Raw genomic sequence first — 19,336 nt, forward strand, 5'->3', positions numbered from 1 at the left:
CCTTGAACACGTGTCACGGTTTCAGTCGCTCTTGGATGCTCAATGGTCGTTGATCGAGCCGATGTTGCCGAAGCCGACGGGCAGTCCAGGGCGGAGATTCTCGGATGCAAGGTCGATGGTCGAGGGCATCATCTACCGGTATCGGTGCGGGATCGCGTGGCGAGACTTGCCCGAGGTATTCGGGCCGTGGCAGACGGTGTGGACCTGGCATCACCGCCTCGCTGCGGAGGGAGTCTGGGACACGATCGTGTCCGCGCTGATCGCGCAGGCCGATGCTGAGGGCCTGGTCGATTGGTCGGTATCGGTGGATTCGACAATCGCTCGCGCGCATCAGCACGCGACGAACACCACCCGTCTCACGGGGGCTGGATCGAATTACACAATTCCGGCCGTCGAGCCGCCTGATCACGGCATCGGCCGCTCACGAGGAGGCCTGTCCACGAAGATCCATCAGCTCGTCGATGGCAACGGGCTGCCGCTGGTGACGCTGATCACTCCGGGGCAGGCCGGCGACTCGCCGATGCTACTTCCCCTGCTCGAGCAGCTACGCGTGAAGCGTGATAATGGCCGGCCCCGCACCCGGCCGGACGCAATTCGCGGCGATAGAGCATACTCGTCACGCGCGATCCGCTCGCACCTGCGCGGACGCGGCATCAAGGCCGTGATCCCGGAACCGCGCGACCAGCAGGGGCACCGCAGGAGGCGCGGCTCACACGGCGGCAGGCCCGTCGGACTCGACGTCACCGATTATAGAAACCGCAACGTGATCGAGCGCCGCTTCTGCCATACCAAGCAATGGCGCGGCCTCGCCACCCGCTACGACAAACACGCGATCGTCTACCGCGCCGCCGTCCTCATCCATGCCGCCGTCGCCTGGGCTCGGGCTTTGTCAGACACACCCTAGCGGTGCTGCCAGCGGAAGAGCAGCAGCCGCAGGGAAGCGCCGATCTTCATCGGCACGATCTCGCCGAAGCGGTGCTCGTCCGCGCGGACGAGCCGCTCCGCGAGATCTGGTCGCTGCTGCCAGAGGTATTCGCGGGCGACTTGTGCGTGCGGAGAGTTGGAGACGATCTTGATCGCATCCACCTGGTCGATCATCGGAATTACGTTCTCGATGTTCTCCCATGTCGAACGGCTCTCGGTCTCGAGCAGGATGCGTCCGGTGTACCCGAGTTCTTCGCGGGCGAATCTCTCCATCACGACGGCCTCAGGCGTGTCGCCCTCGACCGTCCCGCCGGAGAAGATGAGTGTGCTCTCAGCGGTGCGGTTCAGCGAGCGGATGCCGGCGCGCACGCGATATCGATTGATGAAGTTCGCACGCTCTTCACGATTGCCGTAGCCGAGCACGACAACAGCCTCAGTGCCGTCGGCGAGAGTCCCGTCGAAAGCATGCGGCCCCAGCATCCGATGGCTCGAACGCCAGTGCACGAACTCTGCCCAGGCGGCGAACGCCGCGTACGCCGCGAAACCCGCCCAGAACAACCGGCGGGTGAGGCGACGGGAACCGCTCAAACCGTACGGCCCTCGGCGATCCAGGCCTCGACATCCTCGGCGGTGCGAGGAATGTCTGCCGAGAGGTTCACCGGGCCCTCTTCGGTCATCAGGATGTCGTCCTCGATGCGCACGCCGATTCCGCGGAGCTCTTCGGGAACGGTGAGATCGTCGATCTGGAAGTACAGACCGGGCTCGATCGTGAAGACCATGCCTGCCTCCAGAATGCCGTCGTAGTACATCTCGCGACGAGCCTGCGCGCAGTCGTGCACGTCGATGCCGAGGTGGTGCGAGGTTCCGTGCACCATGTACCGGCGGTGCTGGCCTCCGGCGTCGGCGTCCAGAGCCTCTTCAGCGGTGACCGGAAGCACACCCCATTCGGCGGTGCGCTTCGCGATGACGGCCATCGCCGCCTCGTGGACTTCGCGGAAGCGCACACCCGGGCGGGCCGCGGCGAACGCGGCATCCGCGGCCTCGAGGACCGCGTTGTACACGCGACGCTGCACGTCGGAGAACGTGCCGTTCACCGGCAGCGTGCGGGTGATGTCGGCGGTGTACAGGCTGTCGGCCTCGACGCCGGCATCGACGAGGATGAGGTCGCCGGGGATCACCGAGCCGTCATTGCGCGTCCAGTGCAGGTAGCAGGCGTGCGGGCCGGAGGCCGCGATAGTGTCGTAGCCCTCACCATTGCCGTCCTCACGGGCACGGCGGTGGAAGACGCCCTCGACGACGCGCTCGCCGCGGGAGTGCTGTGCGGCATCCGGCAGAGCCTGGATGATGTCGTCGAAGCCGCGTGCGGTGATCTCGACGGCCCGGCGCATCTCAGCGATCTCGTACTCGTCCTTGATCAGGCGCAGTTCCGAGACGAACGTCTCAAGGTCGGTGTCGGCCAGCGTCACGTCCTTATCGGTCGCGGCGAAGACGGCGAGGTGGTCGGTGGCGATCGCGAGATCTGCGGCGACGTCGGCGAGCGACGGGCGCGGTCCGATCCAGAACTCGCCCACCGTGGAATCCGCGTAGAACTCGGTCGTGGTGCGGTCGGCGCGCTCGCGGAAGTAGAGAGTGACGTCGTGGCCGGCATCGGTCGGCTTGAACACGAGCACGGAATCCGGCTCGGCGTCGGCAGCCCAGCCCGTCAGGTGGGCGAATGCCGAGTGCGCGCGGAAGGGATAGTCGGTGTCATTACTGCGCTGTTTGAAAGATCCGGCCTCGATGACAACGCGCTTACCGGCGAAGGCTTCGGAGACCCTTGCGCGACGGACGGCCGCGAATGCGGCCTGTGCGCGTGCAGCCGGGAGAGATTCGGGGCGCTCGGCCCACCCGGTCGAGATCGTGTCGAGGAATCCACGAGGGAACGGCTGCTTGCGGTTCGTCGTGACGGGCGCCTGTTCGATCGTTTCGTTCTCTGCAGTGCTCATACCCCCAGTCTCTCACTCCTGCGTAGGCTGGGCATGTGGCGATACTCATAGATCTCGTGCTCGTCGTGGTGTTCTGCGTGATCGGACGCCTCTCTCACGATGAGGGGATCTTCAGCGACTTGCCGGGACTTCTGAACACGACCTGGCCGTTCGTGCTGGCACTGCTGCTCGCACACGGTGTGCTGCTGCTGCGCAAGGCGCAGCCCGACCGGATGCTGCCCGGGGTCATGGTCTGGTTCCTGACCGTGGTCATCGGCCTGCTGCTGAGATTGTTCAGCGGACAGGGCACGGCCGTGCCGTTCATCATCGTCGCAACGCTCACCCTCGCGCTCTTCCTGCTCGGCTGGCGCGCGATCTGGGCGGGGATCAGCCCGCGGGCTCGAGCTGAACGACGAGCGCGCGATGATCCGAGCCCGCGGCGTCGAGGATGAGCGAGCCGGTCGGATTCCAGTTCTGACTGGCCATGACATGGTCGATCGGCGCGCCGACGAGTTCGGGGTACTTCGCCGGCCACGTTCCGGTTGCTCCGGTGCCGGTGCGTGAGGCGGCATCCAGGCAATAGCCCATGTCGCCGCCATCCGTGCCCAGGGACGCCATGTGGTCGATCGTCGCGTTGAAGTCTCCGGCGAGGATGAAGTCACCCTCAGGGCACTGGTCGGCGATCCAGTCGAGGTCGGACTGCCAGCCGGCCATGTCCTCGATGCGCGGTGCGACGGCGTGGACGGCGACGATCGTGGGGCCCATGCCGCTGACGGGCATCACCACCGCGCTCGGGACCGAACCGGTGTTGCTGCTGCCATCTTCAGACGACGCGATCACGGAGTAGTCGCCGAGCGCGGGGGAGATGAGAATCGTCGTCTCCCACGCCTGGGGGCCGTTGTCGACGTTGCCGAACTGCACATGATGGACCCACATCGGATGCCCCTGCTCGCGGAGCATGACGGCGATGCGCTCCCCGACCGATTCTGCGGTCTCGGGGAGGGTCACGACGTCGACCTGCTGGGTCAGGATCGCATCGGCGATCGTCTCGGCGGAGACCGCTTCACCCGCAGTGTTCCAGGTCAGAACACGCACGCTCTCGGCGGTCTTCTCTGGCAGCGCACCCGTGCCGAAACCGCGCACGGCGCCGATCGCACCGGTTGCGGCAGCCCCGAGCAGCGCGACGATGAGGATGGATGCCGCGAACCCGCGCAGCGGGCGGGCGAACAGCAGAAGCAGCGATACGACGGCGACGGCGAGCAGACCGACCAGGACGAGCCCGCGGACGGCGACGAGCTGCGCGAACGGGAATGTCTGCTCGAGGTGGAAGAACTGCGGCCACACCACGATCGCCGTCGCGATCGCAAAAAGCACGGTGACGAGGATCCCCAACAGACGAAACATCATCACGAGCGTAGAGGGAGACGCTGTGAATCACCTGCCGCGGCCGGGGCTCAGCCGGGGTCGCCGGGACAGCAGTAATGTCAGAGATATGACCGATGGGCAGGCTTTCGCGGGACCAAGCGATCTGCACCTGCATTCGAACCATTCCGACGGCACGGAGACCCCTGCAGACGTGGTGCGGCAGGCACACGGTCACGGGCTGCGCACCCTGGCGCTCACCGACCACGACCGCACGACGGGGTGGGACGAAGCGGCAGAGGCCGCGGCATCCCTCGGCATGACGTTCATCCCCGGCATGGAGTTGTCTGCGAAACAGCAGTGGCGCAGCGTGCACGTCCTGGCCTACCTGTTCGACCCGGCCGATCCGGCGCTCGTCGCGGAGACGAATCGCATCCGCGACGACCGACTGGGACGGGCAGAGCGCATCGTCGGGAACATCAGTCGCGACTACGACCTCACCTGGAACGACGTGCTCGAACGCACGACAGCGGATGCCACGGTGGGTCGGCCGCACATCGCCGATGCGCTGATCGCGCGCGGCATCGTCCGTGACCGGACAGAGGCGTTCGAGGGGATCCTCCACCCGCGTGAGGGGTACTACGAGCCGCATTACGCGCCGGATCCGATCACGGCCGTGCGCCTGATCGCAGATGCCGGGGGAGTGGCGATCATCGCTCACCCCGTCACGTCAGGACGCGAACAGATGCCGCTGGCATACATCGAGCAGCTGATCGACGCGGGCCTGGGCGGCTTCGAGATCGATCACCGCGAGAACACCGAGCCGGGCAAGCGCATGCTGCGTGAGCTTGCCGCCACGCACGATCTCATCACGACGGGGTCGAGCGACTACCACGGCGCGGGCAAGCCGAACCGACCAGGCGAGAACACCACCGCCGACGCGATGGTCGAGCGGATCATCGCGCAGGCGAGCGGCTCGGCTCCCCGCTACCCCTGACGGGGCGCTAGCGAATCTCAGGCGCCGGTGGGCGCTGCGCCTCCGGAGCGGCGACGACGACGACGGCGCTGCGGTGCGGACTTTCCATCGCGGTGCTCGTTCGTCGCATCACCATCGTGTGTTCCGGCGCCCTCAGCGTCGCGATCTGCGGCGGGCGCGGGAGCGGAATCTGCCGAGGCGGGTGCCGCATCCTCGGTGAAGGTCGAGCCGAGCTGCTCGGCGCTGGACCCGCGGCGGCGACGGCGACGGCGACGGGTCGTACCCTCGTCCGTGCCCTCGGCGGCAGCTTCTGAGGCCTTCTGCGGCGGGCGCTGACGACGCTCGGATGCGGGCTTCTCGGCCTTGGGCGCTGTCGTCAGGCGTCCCTTGGTGCCGGCGGGGATGTTGAGCTCTTCGAACAAGTGCGGGCTCGACGAGTAGGTCTCGACGGGATCGGGCTGGCCGAATTCGAGGGCGCGGTTGATGAGGGCCCACTTGTGCAGGTCCTCCCAGTCGACGAAGGTCACCGCGATCCCGGTCTTGCCCGCACGGCCGGTGCGGCCGGCGCGGTGCAGGTACGTCTTGTCCTCGTCGGGGATCGTGTGGTTGATGACGTGGGTGACGTCATCCACATCGATACCGCGGGCTGCGACATCGGTCGCGACCAGCACGTCGCGCTTGCCGGCCTTGAACGCGGCCATCGACCGCTCACGCTGCTCCTGGCCCATGTCGCCGTGCACACCGCCGACGTTGAAGCCGCGGTCCCCGAGCTCGTCTACGAGCTTCTGCGCCGCACGCTTCGTGCGGGTGAAGATCACGGTCTTGCCGCGGCCCTCGGCCTGCAGGATGCGGGCGATGATCTCGTCCTTGTCCATCGAGTGTGCGCGGTAGACGAGGTGCTTGATGTTCGCCTGCGTCAGTCCCTCATCGGGGTCGTTGGCGCGGATGTGGATCGGGTTCGACATGAAGCGGCGCGCGAGGGCCACGATCGGGCCGGGCATCGTCGCCGAGAACAGCTGGGTGTGGCGCACCGCCGGCACCTTCTGGAAGATCTTCTCGATGTCGGCGAGGAAGCCGAGGTCGAGCATCTTGTCGGCCTCGTCGAGGACGACCTCGACCGCACCCGAGAGGTCGAGCAGACGCTGACCGGCCAGGTCGATCAGGCGACCGGGGGTTCCGACGACGATCTGCGCGCCGGCCTTGAGCTGGTCGATCTGTCCTTCGTACGCCTTGCCGCCGTAGATGGCGACGACGCTGGTGGAGCGGTTGCTGGTGAGCAGATCGATGTCTTCGTAGACCTGCACCGCGAGCTCACGGGTCGGCACGACGATGAGGGCCTTGACGCCGGGCTCGGGGTTCAGACCCAGGCGCTGCACCACGGGGATGCCGAAGCCGAAGGTCTTGCCGGTGCCGGTCTTGGCCTGGCCGATGATGTCCTGACCGGGAAGACCGAGCGGGATGGTCTGCTCCTGAATGGGGAACGCGTCGATGATGCCTTTGGCAGTGAGTGCCTCGACGATGTCCTGATCGATGCCGAGATCAGTGAAAGTAGTCAATTTTTTGTGTGCCTGTCCGGCGGAGTTCTCGAAGAAGAGGCCGCCACGTAACGGATCCACGCCGTCTCTTGTGCCACAGGCGCGGCGCCCTGCTCCTACGGCAGGACTCGTCCAGCCTACCCCGAGGGGCGTCTGGCACCGAGAATTTCGCGCGCCCGGTCCCTGAGCTTGTCGAAGGGTAGTCTGATTGCGTGGTGAAGTGGTTCTGGCAGCGAGACAAGCCCCGACGTGCTCTTGCCCTGCGCACTCGCGGGGAGCACAGCGGTACGACGCGTGTCGACTTCGCTGAGCTCGCTCCTGAGCTCGATCGCTTCCTCGGTCAGGCCGCCTATCTGCAGCTCGGATACTTCGAGACGCTGACACGCCTCATCCGTGCGACGCCCGAGCTCGATGAGAAGGCTGCCCTGACGCGCGCCGCAGGAGCTGCTCTCAGCAAGCACCGCGGGATCGTCGAGGTCATCACCGCTCAGGGCGATGACCCCACAGAGATCATGCTGCCGTTCCAAGAGCCGCTCGACGCGTTCCGCCGGAAGACGATCGGCCTCCGTCCGCGTGAGACGCTGCTGGCGGTCTACATCACGGCAGCGATGCTGGACGACTTCTACCTCGCCCTTGCCTCCAGCTACGGCGAGACCGGCGCGCGGGTCGCCGAGATCCTCAGTGAGGACGATGACACCGGAGAGGTCGTCTCGATCCTCAAGAAGACGATCGAGAGCGACGGCGAGTGGCGTTCGCTCCTGTCGATGTGGGCGCGCCGCCTCGTCGGCGACACCCTTCTCGTTGCACGGCAGGCCCTGCGCAGCGAGCGTCTCGCGGTAGAGGAAGAGCGTGTCGAACCGGTCTACACCGAGCTCATGGGCGCGCACGCACGCCGCATGGATGCGATGGGACTCGCCGCGTAGCTGTCCCTGGGTCGCTCAAGAGCGTCGCTCAGATTCCGAGCGCGGCCTTCTTGGCAGCATCCGATGTGCGCCGGTTCTGCGTCAGCAGCGCGCCAGCGACAGCGGCGATCAGAAGTGCGCCGACGATGCTCGCCAGCCACAGCCATCCGTTGCCGTCGCTGATGCCAGCCCACTGCATGACCGTGTAGATCACTGCGGAGGCCGCCGTCGCGATCGCCGGCACGAGCGCAACGCCGCGCAGCGAGCGGTGCGGCAACAGGTAGTGAACACCGATGCCGCACGCGCACGCTGCGATGAGCGCGAGAAGGATGTACATCCGGGTCAGGCGACGAAGCCGACGCGACGGGACTCTTCAGTGCCGAGCTCGACGAACGCGAGGTTCGCCGTGGGGACGATGTAGGAGTTGCCCTTGACATCGATGAAGCTCACGTGAGCGGCGTTCTGCTCGAGAGCGGACGTCACCTGGGTGCGGACCTCATCCGCAGAGGTGGAGGTCTCGAAGTTCAGTTCGCGGCCGGTGTTGATGATGCCGATGCGGATTTCCACGCGTGCTCCTTGAAGGTTCGGGGACTGAGACGACTCTACCCCGCGGGCAGGTGTCGCGGCGCTGTCTGCGGCTGCCGATAGCGTGGATGACATGACAGAAGATGCCGGACAGCGCGCGGTCGTGAACGCTCCCGTCGAGGCATCCGGTGTGATCATCGGGGCACCGGGCACGGGCAAGACGCAGACGCTGATCGAGCGTGTCGTGCACCTGCTCGAAAACCAGGAACTCGCCCCTGAAGAGGTTCTTGCGCTGACAGCGAATCGACAGGCGGCGACCGTGTTGCGCGACCGGATCGGTGTGCGGATCGGGCAAGCCACCCCCGGCCCGCTCGCGAGGTCTTTGGGGTCGCTGGCCTTCCAGGTCGTGCGAGGGGCGATGGTTCGCGCGGGTGAAGATCCTCCGGCGCTACTGACCGGAGCAGATCAGGATCGCATCATCGCCGATCTGCTCGCGGGCGACGCAGAAGACGAGGCAGCGGGAGCAGCGAGCAGGTGGCCAGAAACACTGAGCCCCGCCGTTCGCGCGTCCAAGAGCTTCCGGTCCGAACTGCGCGCCTTCCTCGCGGAATGCACCGAGCTCGGCGTGACACCCGCAGAGCTGCAGCGGTCAGACCGAGCGGTGTGGCGCGTTGCGGGTGATTTCCTCGACGAGTACCGCGCGGTGCTCGCGCGCATGCGCACTTCATATCGCGATGCCGCCGATCTGGTCAGCGAAGCCGCCGCGATTCTCTTCGAGGCGGATGCTGCGACCCTGGGTCCACTCGCGCCGCTGCGCGTCGTGCTCATCGATGACGCGCAGGAAATCACGCGCGGCGGCATCACCCTCGTTGAGGCACTGCGCTCGCGAGGGATCGCGGTACTGGCATTCGGCGATCCCGATATCTCCTCCGGGGCGTTCCGCGGTGCGAGCCCGCAGCTGTTCCACGACCTGGCCGGAATGCTCGGCCAGGTGCTCGTGCTCGACACGCCGCACAGGCAAGTGCCGGCACTGATCGATCTGACGCGCACCGTGACTCAGGCGATCGGTGTCGCCGGGCGAGTGGAGCATCGTCGGCCACCGGGTCCCGCGCCGGAGCATCCGGACCCGGCAGTGCAGACGTTCCTCGCCTCCTCTCCGTACGAAGAGGTTGATCGGATCGCGGGAACGCTGCGCGAGTGGCATCTCGCCGAGGGCATCGCGTGGAGTGACATGGCGGTCATCGCGCACGACACCCGTCAGGTCACCGCCCTCGAGACCGAACTCGCCGCCCGCGAAGTGCCCACTCGGGCCGCGGGCGTGCAGCGTCCGCTCGGCAGCGAGAGTGTCGTGCGCGACATCGTCGGCATCGTGCGACTCGCGCTGACGCCGCTCGAGCAGCGAGAGACCGAGGCGCTCGTCGAGGCGCTGCGTTCGCCGTTCGGCGGGATGGATGCTGTCGGTCTTCGGCGTCTGCGCGCGCGAATGCGTCACAACGAGCTCGCCGATGGCGGCTCGACCCCCGCGGGGGAGCTGCTGCGCGAGGCGATGAGTCATCCGGCGGCGTTCACATTCATCGATGCTCCCGAGGCTCGGGTCGCTGCTCGCTTCGCCAAGACGCTGGCGGAGACGACAGCGGCGGCCGAGGCCGGAGAGACGATCCACGAACTGCTCTGGCGCATCTGGGACGATGCGCGTGCGCTCGACGGCTCGAAGCTGCAGAAGTCTTGGCGCGAGAGTGCCGAGCAGCACGGCGGCGGCGAGATCGCTCGTGCGCTGGATGCGCTGGTCGCGCTGTTCGATGCGGCCAAGCGCTTCGTGGAACGGTCGCCCGAAGAGCAGCCGGATACCTTCGTGCGCGACATCCTCGACAGCGAGGTGCCCGAAGACACGCTCTCGACGCCGGATCGCCCAGGTCTTGTGACGCTGCTCACTCCCGCGACCGCACTGGGCACGCAGTTCGATGCGGTGATCGTCTCTGGTGTGCAAGACGGTGTCTGGCCCAACACGCGTCTCCGTGGTGGCCTGCTCGAGACGTGGCGGCTGGCGGATGCCGTTGTCGCGGCGCGCACCGGCGCACCACAGGCTCCGCAGGGGGTTCTTGACCGGCGTCGCGACGCACTGCATGATGAACTGCGCCTGTTCGTGCGTGCTGTATCCCGGGCCCGCACGCGCATTCTGGTCACCGCGGTCGACGACGACACCACCGGCCCCAGTGCCTTCTTCTCGTTCCTTCCCGCGCCGCCGCCGGCCTCGCAGCATCCTGCCTCCGAGCATCCGCTCACTCTGCGCGGACTGGTTGCGAAGCTCCGGCGCACGCTCACCAGTACGACGAATCCTGCGGAGCGGGTGGCTGCTGCCCAGCAGCTGCGTCTGCTCGCCGAAGCCGAGGTACCAGGCGCTGCTCCCGCCGAGTGGTACGGCATCGCTGCGCCTTCGACGACCGCGCCCCTTCACGATCTTCAGGTCGAAGCCGCACGCGTCTCTCCGTCGAAGATGGAGGCGTTCGAAGAGTGCGAGCTCAACTGGGTGATCGCATCCCTCGGAGGCGACACCGTGCTGCCGCCGTCGGCGGGGATCGGAACGATCATCCACTCGGCGATGGAGACGGTTCCCGACGGCGAGCTCGAGAAGATGCGTGAGGTCGTCGCTGGTTTCTGGCCAGAGCTGGAGTTCGAGACCGAATGGATCGGCCGGAAGGAACGGCGGCGAGCAGAGCTCTACATCGACCGCCTGCACTCGTATCTCGGCAATGTCGTCATCGAGCGTGGGCGCGTTCTGGCCAGCGAGGTCGAGTTCCGCTTCGCCGTCGAGGTGGGCGACGACGTGGCAGAAGCTGCACCTGAGGTTTACGTCGACGACGAGGTCTACGGGCCCCATCGTGCTCTCGTGCACGGGTTCATCGACCGAGTCGAGGCCTATCCGCGGGGCGCAGGCGAGCATGCGGCGGCTCGGGGAAAGAACTTCGCAGCCATGGGAACGAACATCGAGGGGGAGCGCGTCGTGGTGGTCGATCTCAAGACCGGCAAGTACGAGTCGGAGTCCGACGCCAAGGTCATAGACCATGCACAGCTCGCCGCGTATCAGATCGCGGTCGAGCAGGGGCTCGTCAGTGGTGCCGACGCGCAGGCGCTCGCCGGTGCCAGGTTGGTACTGGTGGCGAAGACACTCGCTGGCAGCGACTATCGGGTCGCGCATCAGCACACCCTCGTCGGCGAGGACCGCACGCGCTTTTTGGGCCGACTGGCGGATGCTGCCAAGGGAATGTCGGCGAACACCTTCACTGCGCATGTCGAAGCACACTGCGCTGATGTGCAGTGGCGGGTGCAGCCGTGCCGCATCCACACCGTTCCCGCGGTGAGCGCATGAGCGGGTGGGGTGATGGCCTGGGGCTGTCGGCACTCGACGTCGCGGCGGCACTGGGCCAGTTCCCTCCCACCGAGGCGCAGCAGCGGGTGATCGAGGCGCCGCCGACCCCGGCTCTGGTGGTCGCGGGCGCGGGCAGCGGCAAGACCGAGACGATGTCGGGACGAGTGGTCTGGCTGGTCGCCAACGGACACGTGCGCCGCGATGAGATCCTCGGCCTCACCTTCACTCGCAAGGCCGCCGGCGAGCTGGCGGAGCGCATCGGCGCCCGGCTCGCGGTCATCGACGAGTTCGGCAGGCGAGGGCTGCTTGCGCATGTGCCGGAGATCGTCGCATCCGGTGCTCTTGCGCGCGTGAACGCAGCCACAATGCCAGCGCAGAAGGCTCTCGTGCGCACGCATGTCCTCGATGAGCTCGCGGCAGGCTACGGCACCGGCTGGAATCCTGCGGCGGTGCGCACTGCGGATGATCTGCTGGTGCAGCCGCGAGTGTCGACGTACAACGCCTTCGCCGATTCGATCGTCAGAGAGCACGCCGCACGGATCGGCAGAGATTCGGATGCCGCGATGCTCACGCAAGCGGCTTCGTGGATGCTCGCGCGTGAGGTCGTGCTTCGCGCAGACCTGCCACAGCTCGAAGACATCGAGCTGTCGGTCGCGACCATCGTCGATGCCGTGCAGCGTCTTGCCGGCGATGCGCTCGATCATCGGGCCGACCTCGGCCGGGCTGAGCGCATCGCAGTAGAGCAGGCGCGGGCGTTCGAGCCCTATCGCAGCAGTGAGCCGATCGCGAAGATCGCTGACAACCTGCTCTCCCTGCCCACGCTGACGGCCCTCGTCCGCGAGTACGACGCCGAGAAGCAGCGCCGAGGGGTCCTTGATTTCGCCGACCAGGTCAGTGGTGCGTTCGACATCGTCGAGACCGCTCCTGACGTGCGCGACGATCTACGGGAACAGCATCGGGTCGTGCTCCTTGATGAGTATCAGGACACGTCGGTCATCCAGACCCGGTTCCTTGCGGCGCTCTTCCGGGATCAGGCGGTGATGGCAGTCGGCGATCCGCATCAGTCGATCTACGGCTGGCGCGGCGCCAGTGCAGACAACCTCTACGCGTTCGCCGCCACGTTCGCCGCAGAGCAGCCCGCGCACAGCTACAGCCTGATGACGAGCTGGCGCAATGACAGCACGATCCTCGATATCGCCAACGAGGTTTTGAAGCCGCTGCGGCGGCCAGGGTTAGACGTGCCGCCGCTCGAGGCGCGCCCCGGCGCCGGCCCCGGAACCGTGGATGTGCGCTTTCCACTCACCGTGCACGACGAGGCCGCACAGGTCGCGGAGTGGTTCGCAGAGCGCCGGGCAGGTCATAGCGACAGCGCGAATCCTCACACCGGTGCGATCCTGTTCCGCTCCAAGCGGCACATGCAGACCTTCGCCGAAGCGCTTGCCGTGCGCGGCATCCCGCATCGGATTCTGGGGCTGGGCGGATTGCTGGCCACTCCCGAGGTCGTCGATGTGCTCTCCGCACTGCGCGTCATCCACGATCCGAACGCCGGCTCCCCGCTGATCCGCCTGCTGGTCGGCCCGCGCTTCGGCGTCGGGGTCGCCGATATGGGGGCGCTCTACGCGCTGGCCGGGGAGCTGTCGCGGCGCGACAGCGGTCTGCTGCCGCTGCCGGAAGAGCTGCGATCACGCATCAGGGCCTCGCGCGGTGCCGATGAAGCGGTCTCCATCGTGGACGCGGTCGATGTCGTGCGAGGGCTGCGCGATGACTACCGTCTGCTGGCGGGAATCACGCCGGAGGGTCGAGCACGCATCCGCGCAGCGGGAGAGATGTTCGAGCGGCTGCGCCGCGCATCGGGTCAGCCGATCCCCGAGCTCATCAGGCTCATCGAGCTCGAGCTGCGGCTCGATATCGAGCTGGCTGCGAACGAGTCGCGCGGACCTGCGCGGGTGGCCGCCACGCAGCTGCGCACGTTCGCGGATGAGGTGCGCGCGTTTCTCGCAGCTGACGACCGGGGGACAATCGGGAGCCTCCTGGCCTGGCTCGACAAGGCCGAGAGCACAGATGAGCTCATGCCGCGCCCGGAACCGCCAGAGCCAGGAGTCGTGCAGCTGCTGACCATCCACGGCTCCAAAGGCCTCGAGTGGGACGCGGTCGCTGTGGTTCGCATGGTCGACGGAGAGCTGCCGTCGCGCCCGAGCGACACGTCGGGCTGGTTCGGGTTCGGCGTGCTGCCCTTCGCACTGCGCGGCGATCGTGCGGCCCTCCCGTCGTTCCACTGGCTGCCCCCGACCGAGGAGGAACTCGACCCCGCCAAGCGGCTCAAAGCGGGAATCGCATCGCTCACCAGCGCGAGCAAGTCGACTCCCGGCGCGATCACGGTGTTCAAAGACGCCTATCGCGACTACCAGCAGCAGGAGGAACGTCGGTTGGCGTACGTCGCTGTCACCCGTGCGCGCACAGATCTGCTGCTCAGCGGCGCGCACTGGGCGGGGCAGAAGAAGCCGCGAAAGCCAGGGCCTTACCTGCTCGAGGCCTTTGACGTCATCGGAGTGGATCCGGTCACCGAGATCGACGAGGACGAGAACCCTTACGAGGGCGAGGGCAAGACCAGCATCTGGCCTCTCGACCCGCTCGGAACCAGACGCGCAAGGGTCGAAGAAGCGGCGGACGCCGTGCGTGAAGAGTTCCAGAACGATGCCGCCGAGCCGAGCGACATGCTCCGCCGGCTCCTCGCCGAGCGGGCAGAACGCCAGCGCGGAGTCATCGCCGAGGCACCGACTCGAGTGCCGGCCTCACGGTTCAAGGATTACATCACCGATTACGCAGGCACCGTCCGCAGCCTCACCAGGCCCATGCCCGAGCGTCCCTATCGGCAGACCAGGCTCGGAACGCTGTTCCACGCATGGGTCGAGCATTGTTCAGGACTCGTCGGCACGGCGCCGAGCCCGCAGAGCGCGCTGTGGGAGATCGACGACGAGGCACCCGAAGCATGGAACGCCTCAGCGGCCGATATCGACGATCTGGAGCAGTTGCGCGCGATCTTCGATCGCAGTGAGTGGGCACAGCTGCGTCCGATCGCGGTGGAGATCGAGATCGACTTCGTCCTCGGTGCAGATGTCGGTTCGGTCCCTGAGCCTGTCGATTCGGTCCCTGAGCCTGTCGATTCGGTCCCTGAGCCTGTCGATTCGGTCCCTGAGCCTGTCGAAGGGCACATCGTCATCTGCAAGCTCGACGCCGTCTATCGCCGTGCCGATCGCGGCGGACGCATCGAGATCGTCGACTGGAAGACCGGCAAGGCGCCGCGAACGGCAGCGGAGAAAGACGAGCGGATGCTGCAGCTCGCGCTGTATCGACTCGCGTACCACCGTCGGTTCGGCGTTCCGCTCGATGAGATCGATGTCGCGCTCTACTACGTGGCCGATGACCTCGTGATCAGAGGCGACCGGGCCTATTCGGAGGAAGAATTGGTCCAGCGGTGGAGCGCCGCGCGCGCTGCACGCTGAGCCTCATCGGCGGGATCGGCTTGCGACGGGGTCTCATCTGAGGGGATGAGTCCGGATTCGACGACGTCTGTGAGGTCTTCTGTCGCGTCAGCATCTTTCACACGGGCGTCCGCGACATCGCCGGTGTCCGCGGAGAACGACTCCTCCGGAAGGAGATCACCGGGGCTGTAGGCGTCGGTCTGCATCGAGGTGTTGATGCCGGTCGATGCAGTCGCCGGAACATGATCAAGAGCGTCCAGCGCCGAATCGACGCCCTCACCGCGGGCAGCGATCACCGTCAGATCGTTCTCGCGCAGACCCTCGGCGAGTGCATCCAGCAGTGCAGCCGCATCATCGACGATATCTTCGCGATGCATCGCATCGCCGTGCACCAGCCAGCGGGCGAACTCGAGTTCGGCCAGCATCCGTGCGCGCACGGCCAGCGCGGCGTCGGGTGCGCGACCGGAGGATTCTGCATAGGTCGCGTGCACGTCGCCGGCAGCATCCGGTGCGGAGGAGAGCCACGCGAGGTCGACCGCAGGGTCACCGAGCGACAGACCATGCCAGTCGAGGAGTCCTACGACCTCCGGCCCGCGCTCTGGGTCGTCTTCGAACAGGAAGGAGGTCGCTTTCACGCCGCCGAGCGTCACGGCTGATTCGAAGCGCCACAGTTCATCGTCTTGGACTGCTTCGCGCCAGCGCACGGTGAGCCTGGCAGGGACCCGGCCGGTTGCGGCCGCGCGGTCGACCAGCCGACCGATCTCGGCGCGCACCTCTTCAGCGCTGCGCGCGCTGAGGCCGGCGCTGCGCACGACCGAGGCCGGGAGTGCATGCACGGCAGCGATCGCCGCGCCCATGGATGCTGCAGCACCCCGCCCACGCGGCACGTGAGTCGCTTCGATCTGGAACCCGGGCAGCAGCTCGGTCACCAGCGCACGTCCGTCTGCGAGTCGGGTTTCACCCAGGTACTCGGGCACGCGGAAGGGCAGGATCGCACGTGCTCCCGTCGTCAGCGCTCGCAGCGCGATCGACTCGGAAGCGAGCTCTCGCGAGGTCTCGTCGTCGTCGCCGACGCGGATCGCGAGCTCTCGGCCATCGGCGAGTGTGATGACGGCGGAGTCGAATCGTCCATCGCCGTCGGCCGTGAGAGATCGTGCTCCCACGACCTCCGCCCCGGGCAGTGCAGCGGTGACCGCCGCCGCTAGAGTAAAGGGAGACCGTGCCATGACCCCAAGGTTAGGTGTGCTCGGGTGCGGTTCCGCCTACGCCACGCCTGCGAAAGAGGAGTCGATGAACGTTTCACGCGCCGTGTTCGACCGCGCCGGCTTCCTTCGCGATGAACCAGGCATCCTCGATGCGCTGCGTTCATCGGCGGATGCTCTGGTGATCGTCGTCCGCGAAGGGCGTGCGCGCGTTGCGGACGATGCGCTTGTGACTGTCTCGCCGGCCGAGGTCGGCGACGGAGCGGAATGGGGCTTGCTCGGCCGTGACGGCCAGGGCCGCACGATCCTGATCGCTGCCGTGGAACCCGAACATGACTCGATCGACGCGGCGCCCGCCGAGAGCTGGCTGGGGGTGCGCGACACCGGGGGAATGCTCGACGCGGAGAGCACCGAGATGCTCGTCGCCGCAGTCACTGTCGCCTCATGGCTCCGCGATGCGCGATTCTGCCAGAAGTGCGGCGCCGAGACCGTGCTGCGTCAGGGCGGTTGGTCGCGACGCTGCGAGACCTGTGAGATTGACATCTTCCCGCGCACTGATCCCGCGGTGATCGTTGCCGTCGAGAGCGCAGACGGCGAACGGCTGCTGCTCGGGGCGAATGCGAACTGGCGAGGACGGATGTACTCGTGCTTCGCCGGCTTCGTCGAAGCGGGCGAATCGCTCGAGACGACCGTTCATCGTGAGATCGAAGAGGAGGCCGGTGTTCATCTCGACGATGTCCGCTACATCTCTTCGCAGCCGTGGCCGTACCCGCGCTCACTCATGATCGGCTTCCGGGCGACGGCGACGGACGCACGCGAGGCTCGACCCGACGGTGAAGAGATCATCGACGTGCGCTGGTGCACGCGCGAGGAGATCGGTTCCGCGCTGAACGGCGACGGCCCGATAGGGCTTCCTGGCCCGGCATCCATCGCCCGCGCACTCATCATCGACTGGTACGAAGACCAAATGCACACTGTCCCGATCACGGACTCCGGGCCCCAGTGAGCGCACTCGACGCGCTCGACGAACGGCAGAGGGAAGCAGCAACGGTGCTGCGCGGACCCGTCGCAGTTCTCGCCGGAGCCGGTACCGGAAAGACCCGCGTCATCACGCACCGGATCGCACACGGCGTCGACACCGGCGCCTATTCGCCGAGCCGGGTGATGGCTGTCACCTTCACCTCGAAGGCCGCGGGGGAGCTTCGCGGTCGACTACGCGCGCTCGGCATCGAAGGCGTCTCCGCGCGCACGTTCCACGCAGCAGCCCTCGCGCAGTTGAACTTCTTCTGGCCGACACTGGCTGGTTCTCCTGCCCCGAAGATCGTCGACAACAAGGTGCGTGTTCTCGGCCAGGCCGCAGAGCAGCTGCGTCTTCGGCTCGATACCGCGACGCTGCGTGACATCGCCAGTGAGATCGAATGGCGCAAGGTCTCCATGCTGACGATCGATCAGCATGCGGCACTCGGCAAGTCGGTCGGTCGGGTGAACACCGACCAGCTCGCCGAGCTGCAGCGCGGGTACGAAGTGCTCAAAGATGATCGTCATCAGCTCGACTTCGAGGACGTGCTGCTGGCGTGCGCGGGGATGCTCGAAGCGGAAGCCCGTGTGGCCGCATCGGTGCACGAGCAGTACCGGCACTTCACCGTCGATGAGTTCCAGGACGTCTCACCACTGCAGAACCGGCTGTTGGAGCTGTGGCTCGGTGAACGCCGCGACATCTGCGTGGTCGGTGATGCGAGCCAGACGATCTATTCCTTCGCGGGTGCCGACCAGCGCTACCTGCTGGAGTTCGGCCGTACATATCCCGATGCCACGGTCGTGCGCCTCGAGACGAACTATCGTTCGCAGCCCCCGATCCTCACCGCAGCCAATGCGCTGATGAAGGGGCGCCCCGGCGCGCTCGAGCTCGTCGCGGCCCGCGAAGCACCGACGGCTGATGCGCCGACCGTGACCGCATACGACAGCGACGCGGAGGAAGCCGCTGGCATCGCCGCGGGCATCGTCGCCCGGATCAAGGCGGGCGCCGAACCGTCCGAGATCGCCATCCTCTACCGGGCGCACGCGCAATCCGCGCCGATTCAGCAGGCGCTCGCCGAAGCAGGGATCCCCTCGACGGTGCTCGGCGGTAAGCGATTCTTCGATATCCCGGAGGTCCGTCAGGCGGTGCTCGCTCTTCGTGGAGCATCCGTCGCGCCGACTGAGCGCGGTTTCCTGCCGAACGTTCGCAGGGTGCTGCGCGAAATGGGCCTCACCGACGAGCCGCCGGCTGCGGGCGGCGCACAGCGCGACGGGTGGGAGGCCCGGCGTGCCATCCTGCGCCTCGCGGAGGAGGCGAGCGATGACACGACACTGCGTTCGTTCAGTGAGACGCTCATGGCCCGGGCCAAGGACCAACACGAGCCGACGATGCAGACGGTGACGATGTCGACTCTGCACGCAGCCAAGGGCCTGGAATGGCCGCATGTGTTCCTGGCCGGCTGCGCTGAGGGTGCGTTGCCGATCTCATATGCGACAGGCTTCGACGCCATCGATGAGGAACGGCGTCTTGCCTACGTCGGCATCACGCGCGCCGCAAGAACGCTGGCGCTGTCGTGGTCGCGTTCGTCTGGGCGAGGGGAGCGGCGTCCGTCTCGCTTCCTTGAAGAGATCGGGACGTCTGCTCGCGGCACAGGCAATCTGCGTGAAACTTCACCTCGCTCCACAGGCGCCGCCCGTCGCCGCTGATCCGGACGGATTTGGTGAGTTTTGCGCCGTCGATCTCGCCGAGCACGCGCGCGACGAGCGCTGCCGCTTCGATGGTGCGCACGGAAGTGATTTCGACCGCCGTCGCACCGATGAGCTGGGCGTGCATGCGGGGCCACGCGGGATCCCGGTCGCGCTCGTGCGCGTCGCGGCACGACAGGCACGGAGTGCGACCCGGCACGATCAGCGGACCGATGGTCGTGCCGCCGGGCTCGAATGCCACCGGAAGATGGGCGAGATCGTCGCGGAGGTAGCCTGCCAGTTGATGGGCGGATGCTGCGCCGTGCACGAGCACGATGCCGACAGCATCCTGTGCGCCACGATCGACCGTCGCGAAGCCCTCATCGACGAGCGC

The 19,336-nt window shown here is 66.9% G+C and carries 15 protein-coding genes; 8 read left to right on the top strand and 7 right to left on the bottom strand.

Annotated elements, in window-relative coordinates; translation table 11 throughout:
- Positions 1 to 10: 10 nt before the first annotated feature.
- Positions 11 to 904 (top strand): IS5 family transposase, encoded by an 894-nt coding sequence (locus ACN0RC_RS01395; RefSeq protein WP_417508264.1) that lies wholly within the window; start codon positions 11 to 13, stop codon positions 902 to 904.
- Here ACN0RC_RS01395 and ACN0RC_RS01400 read toward each other — a convergent pair.
- Positions 901 to 1,512, bottom strand: coding sequence for a YdcF family protein (locus tag ACN0RC_RS01400; RefSeq protein ID WP_417508265.1), 612 nt, complete (start codon positions 1,510 to 1,512; stop codon positions 901 to 903). The two genes, ACN0RC_RS01395 and ACN0RC_RS01400, sit on opposite strands and share 4 nt — an antisense overlap.
- Complete coding sequence (locus ACN0RC_RS01405) at positions 1,509 to 2,909, bottom strand: aminopeptidase P family protein (RefSeq protein ID WP_417508266.1); 1,401 nt, start codon at positions 2,907 to 2,909, stop codon at positions 1,509 to 1,511. Before ACN0RC_RS01405 ends, ACN0RC_RS01400 begins: the two co-directional genes overlap by 4 nt.
- A 35-nt stretch (positions 2,910 to 2,944) precedes the next feature.
- Here ACN0RC_RS01405 and ACN0RC_RS01410 point away from each other — a divergent pair, with 35 nt between their 5' ends.
- Positions 2,945 to 3,340: a DUF3054 domain-containing protein gene (locus tag ACN0RC_RS01410; RefSeq protein WP_417508267.1), complete on the top strand. Its 396-nt coding sequence runs from the start codon at positions 2,945 to 2,947 to the stop codon at positions 3,338 to 3,340.
- Here ACN0RC_RS01410 and ACN0RC_RS01415 read toward each other — a convergent pair.
- The gene (locus tag ACN0RC_RS01415; RefSeq protein ID WP_417508593.1) at positions 3,276 to 4,292 is read right to left on the bottom strand and encodes an endonuclease/exonuclease/phosphatase family protein; all 1,017 of its coding nucleotides are present in this window, start codon (positions 4,290 to 4,292) and stop codon (positions 3,276 to 3,278) included. The two genes, ACN0RC_RS01410 and ACN0RC_RS01415, sit on opposite strands and share 65 nt — an antisense overlap.
- 88 nt (positions 4,293 to 4,380) lie before the next feature.
- Here ACN0RC_RS01415 and ACN0RC_RS01420 point away from each other — a divergent pair, with 88 nt between their 5' ends.
- On the top strand, positions 4,381 to 5,247 hold the full coding sequence (locus tag ACN0RC_RS01420; protein WP_417508268.1) for a PHP domain-containing protein: 867 nt from the start codon (positions 4,381 to 4,383) through the stop codon (positions 5,245 to 5,247).
- Positions 5,248 to 5,264: 17 nt separating this feature from the next.
- Here the strand turns inward: ACN0RC_RS01420 and ACN0RC_RS01425 are convergent, their stop codons facing one another.
- Positions 5,265 to 6,782: a DEAD/DEAH box helicase gene (locus tag ACN0RC_RS01425; protein ID WP_417508269.1), complete on the bottom strand. Its 1,518-nt coding sequence runs from the start codon at positions 6,780 to 6,782 to the stop codon at positions 5,265 to 5,267.
- A 191-nt stretch (positions 6,783 to 6,973) separates the two neighbouring features.
- Between ACN0RC_RS01425 and ACN0RC_RS01430 the strand changes: the two genes are divergently transcribed.
- Positions 6,974 to 7,684, top strand: coding sequence for a ferritin-like fold-containing protein (locus ACN0RC_RS01430; protein ID WP_417508270.1), 711 nt, complete (start codon positions 6,974 to 6,976; stop codon positions 7,682 to 7,684).
- Between the two features lie 28 nt (positions 7,685 to 7,712).
- Here ACN0RC_RS01430 and ACN0RC_RS01435 read toward each other — a convergent pair whose 3' ends face one another.
- Entirely contained in the window at positions 7,713 to 8,000 is a 288-nt protein-coding gene (locus ACN0RC_RS01435) for a hypothetical protein (protein ID WP_417508271.1), read from the bottom strand.
- A 5-nt stretch (positions 8,001 to 8,005) separates the two neighbouring features.
- The gene (locus tag ACN0RC_RS01440) at positions 8,006 to 8,230 is read right to left on the bottom strand and encodes a DUF3107 domain-containing protein (RefSeq protein WP_417508272.1); all 225 of its coding nucleotides are present in this window, start codon (positions 8,228 to 8,230) and stop codon (positions 8,006 to 8,008) included.
- A gap of 91 nt (positions 8,231 to 8,321) precedes the next feature.
- Here ACN0RC_RS01440 and ACN0RC_RS01445 point away from each other — a divergent pair, with 91 nt between their 5' ends.
- Positions 8,322 to 11,555 (top strand): ATP-dependent helicase, encoded by a 3,234-nt coding sequence (locus ACN0RC_RS01445; protein ID WP_417508273.1) that lies wholly within the window; start codon positions 8,322 to 8,324, stop codon positions 11,553 to 11,555.
- Complete coding sequence (locus tag ACN0RC_RS01450; protein WP_417508274.1) at positions 11,552 to 15,058, top strand: UvrD-helicase domain-containing protein; 3,507 nt, start codon at positions 11,552 to 11,554, stop codon at positions 15,056 to 15,058. The genes ACN0RC_RS01445 and ACN0RC_RS01450 overlap by 4 nt, the downstream gene beginning before the upstream one ends.
- Here ACN0RC_RS01450 and ACN0RC_RS01455 read toward each other — a convergent pair.
- The gene (locus ACN0RC_RS01455) at positions 15,004 to 16,263 is read right to left on the bottom strand and encodes a phosphotransferase (RefSeq protein WP_417508275.1); all 1,260 of its coding nucleotides are present in this window, start codon (positions 16,261 to 16,263) and stop codon (positions 15,004 to 15,006) included. The genes ACN0RC_RS01450 and ACN0RC_RS01455 overlap by 55 nt on opposite strands.
- Positions 16,264 to 16,327: 64 nt before the next feature.
- Here ACN0RC_RS01455 and nudC point away from each other — a divergent pair, with 64 nt between their 5' ends.
- Positions 16,328 to 17,245, top strand: coding sequence for an NAD(+) diphosphatase (nudC, locus tag ACN0RC_RS01460; RefSeq protein WP_417508276.1), 918 nt, complete (start codon positions 16,328 to 16,330; stop codon positions 17,243 to 17,245).
- A complete protein-coding gene (locus tag ACN0RC_RS01465) occupies positions 17,242 to 18,963 on the top strand; it encodes an ATP-dependent helicase (protein ID WP_417508277.1) in 1,722 nt (573 codons plus the stop codon). Before nudC ends, ACN0RC_RS01465 begins: the two co-directional genes overlap by 4 nt.
- Positions 18,964 to 19,336 lie beyond the last annotated feature (373 nt).

Origin of the sequence: Microbacterium sp. (assembly GCF_048259935.1) — a bacterium.
GTDB lineage: Bacteria > Actinomycetota > Actinomycetes > Actinomycetales > Microbacteriaceae > Microbacterium.

Bases quoted from the DNA above. Each gene is read 5' to 3' on its own strand.
- ACN0RC_RS01405 (WP_417508266.1), bottom strand. From the start codon at position 2,909: ATGAGCACTGCAGAGAACGAAACGATCGAACAGGCGCCCGTCACGACG.
- ACN0RC_RS01415 (WP_417508593.1), bottom strand. From the start codon at position 4,292: ATGTTTCGTCTGTTGGGGATCCTCGTCACCGTGCTTTTTGCGATCGCG.
- ACN0RC_RS01420 (WP_417508268.1), top strand. From the start codon at position 4,381: ATGACCGATGGGCAGGCTTTCGCGGGACCAAGCGATCTGCACCTGCAT.
- ACN0RC_RS01435 (WP_417508271.1), bottom strand. From the start codon at position 8,000: ATGTACATCCTTCTCGCGCTCATCGCAGCGTGCGCGTGCGGCATCGGT.
- ACN0RC_RS01445 (WP_417508273.1), top strand. From the start codon at position 8,322: ATGACAGAAGATGCCGGACAGCGCGCGGTCGTGAACGCTCCCGTCGAG.
- ACN0RC_RS01450 (WP_417508274.1), top strand. From the start codon at position 11,552: ATGAGCGGGTGGGGTGATGGCCTGGGGCTGTCGGCACTCGACGTCGCG.
- ACN0RC_RS01455 (WP_417508275.1), bottom strand. From the start codon at position 16,263: ATGGCACGGTCTCCCTTTACTCTAGCGGCGGCGGTCACCGCTGCACTG.
- nudC (WP_417508276.1), top strand. From the start codon at position 16,328: ATGAACGTTTCACGCGCCGTGTTCGACCGCGCCGGCTTCCTTCGCGAT.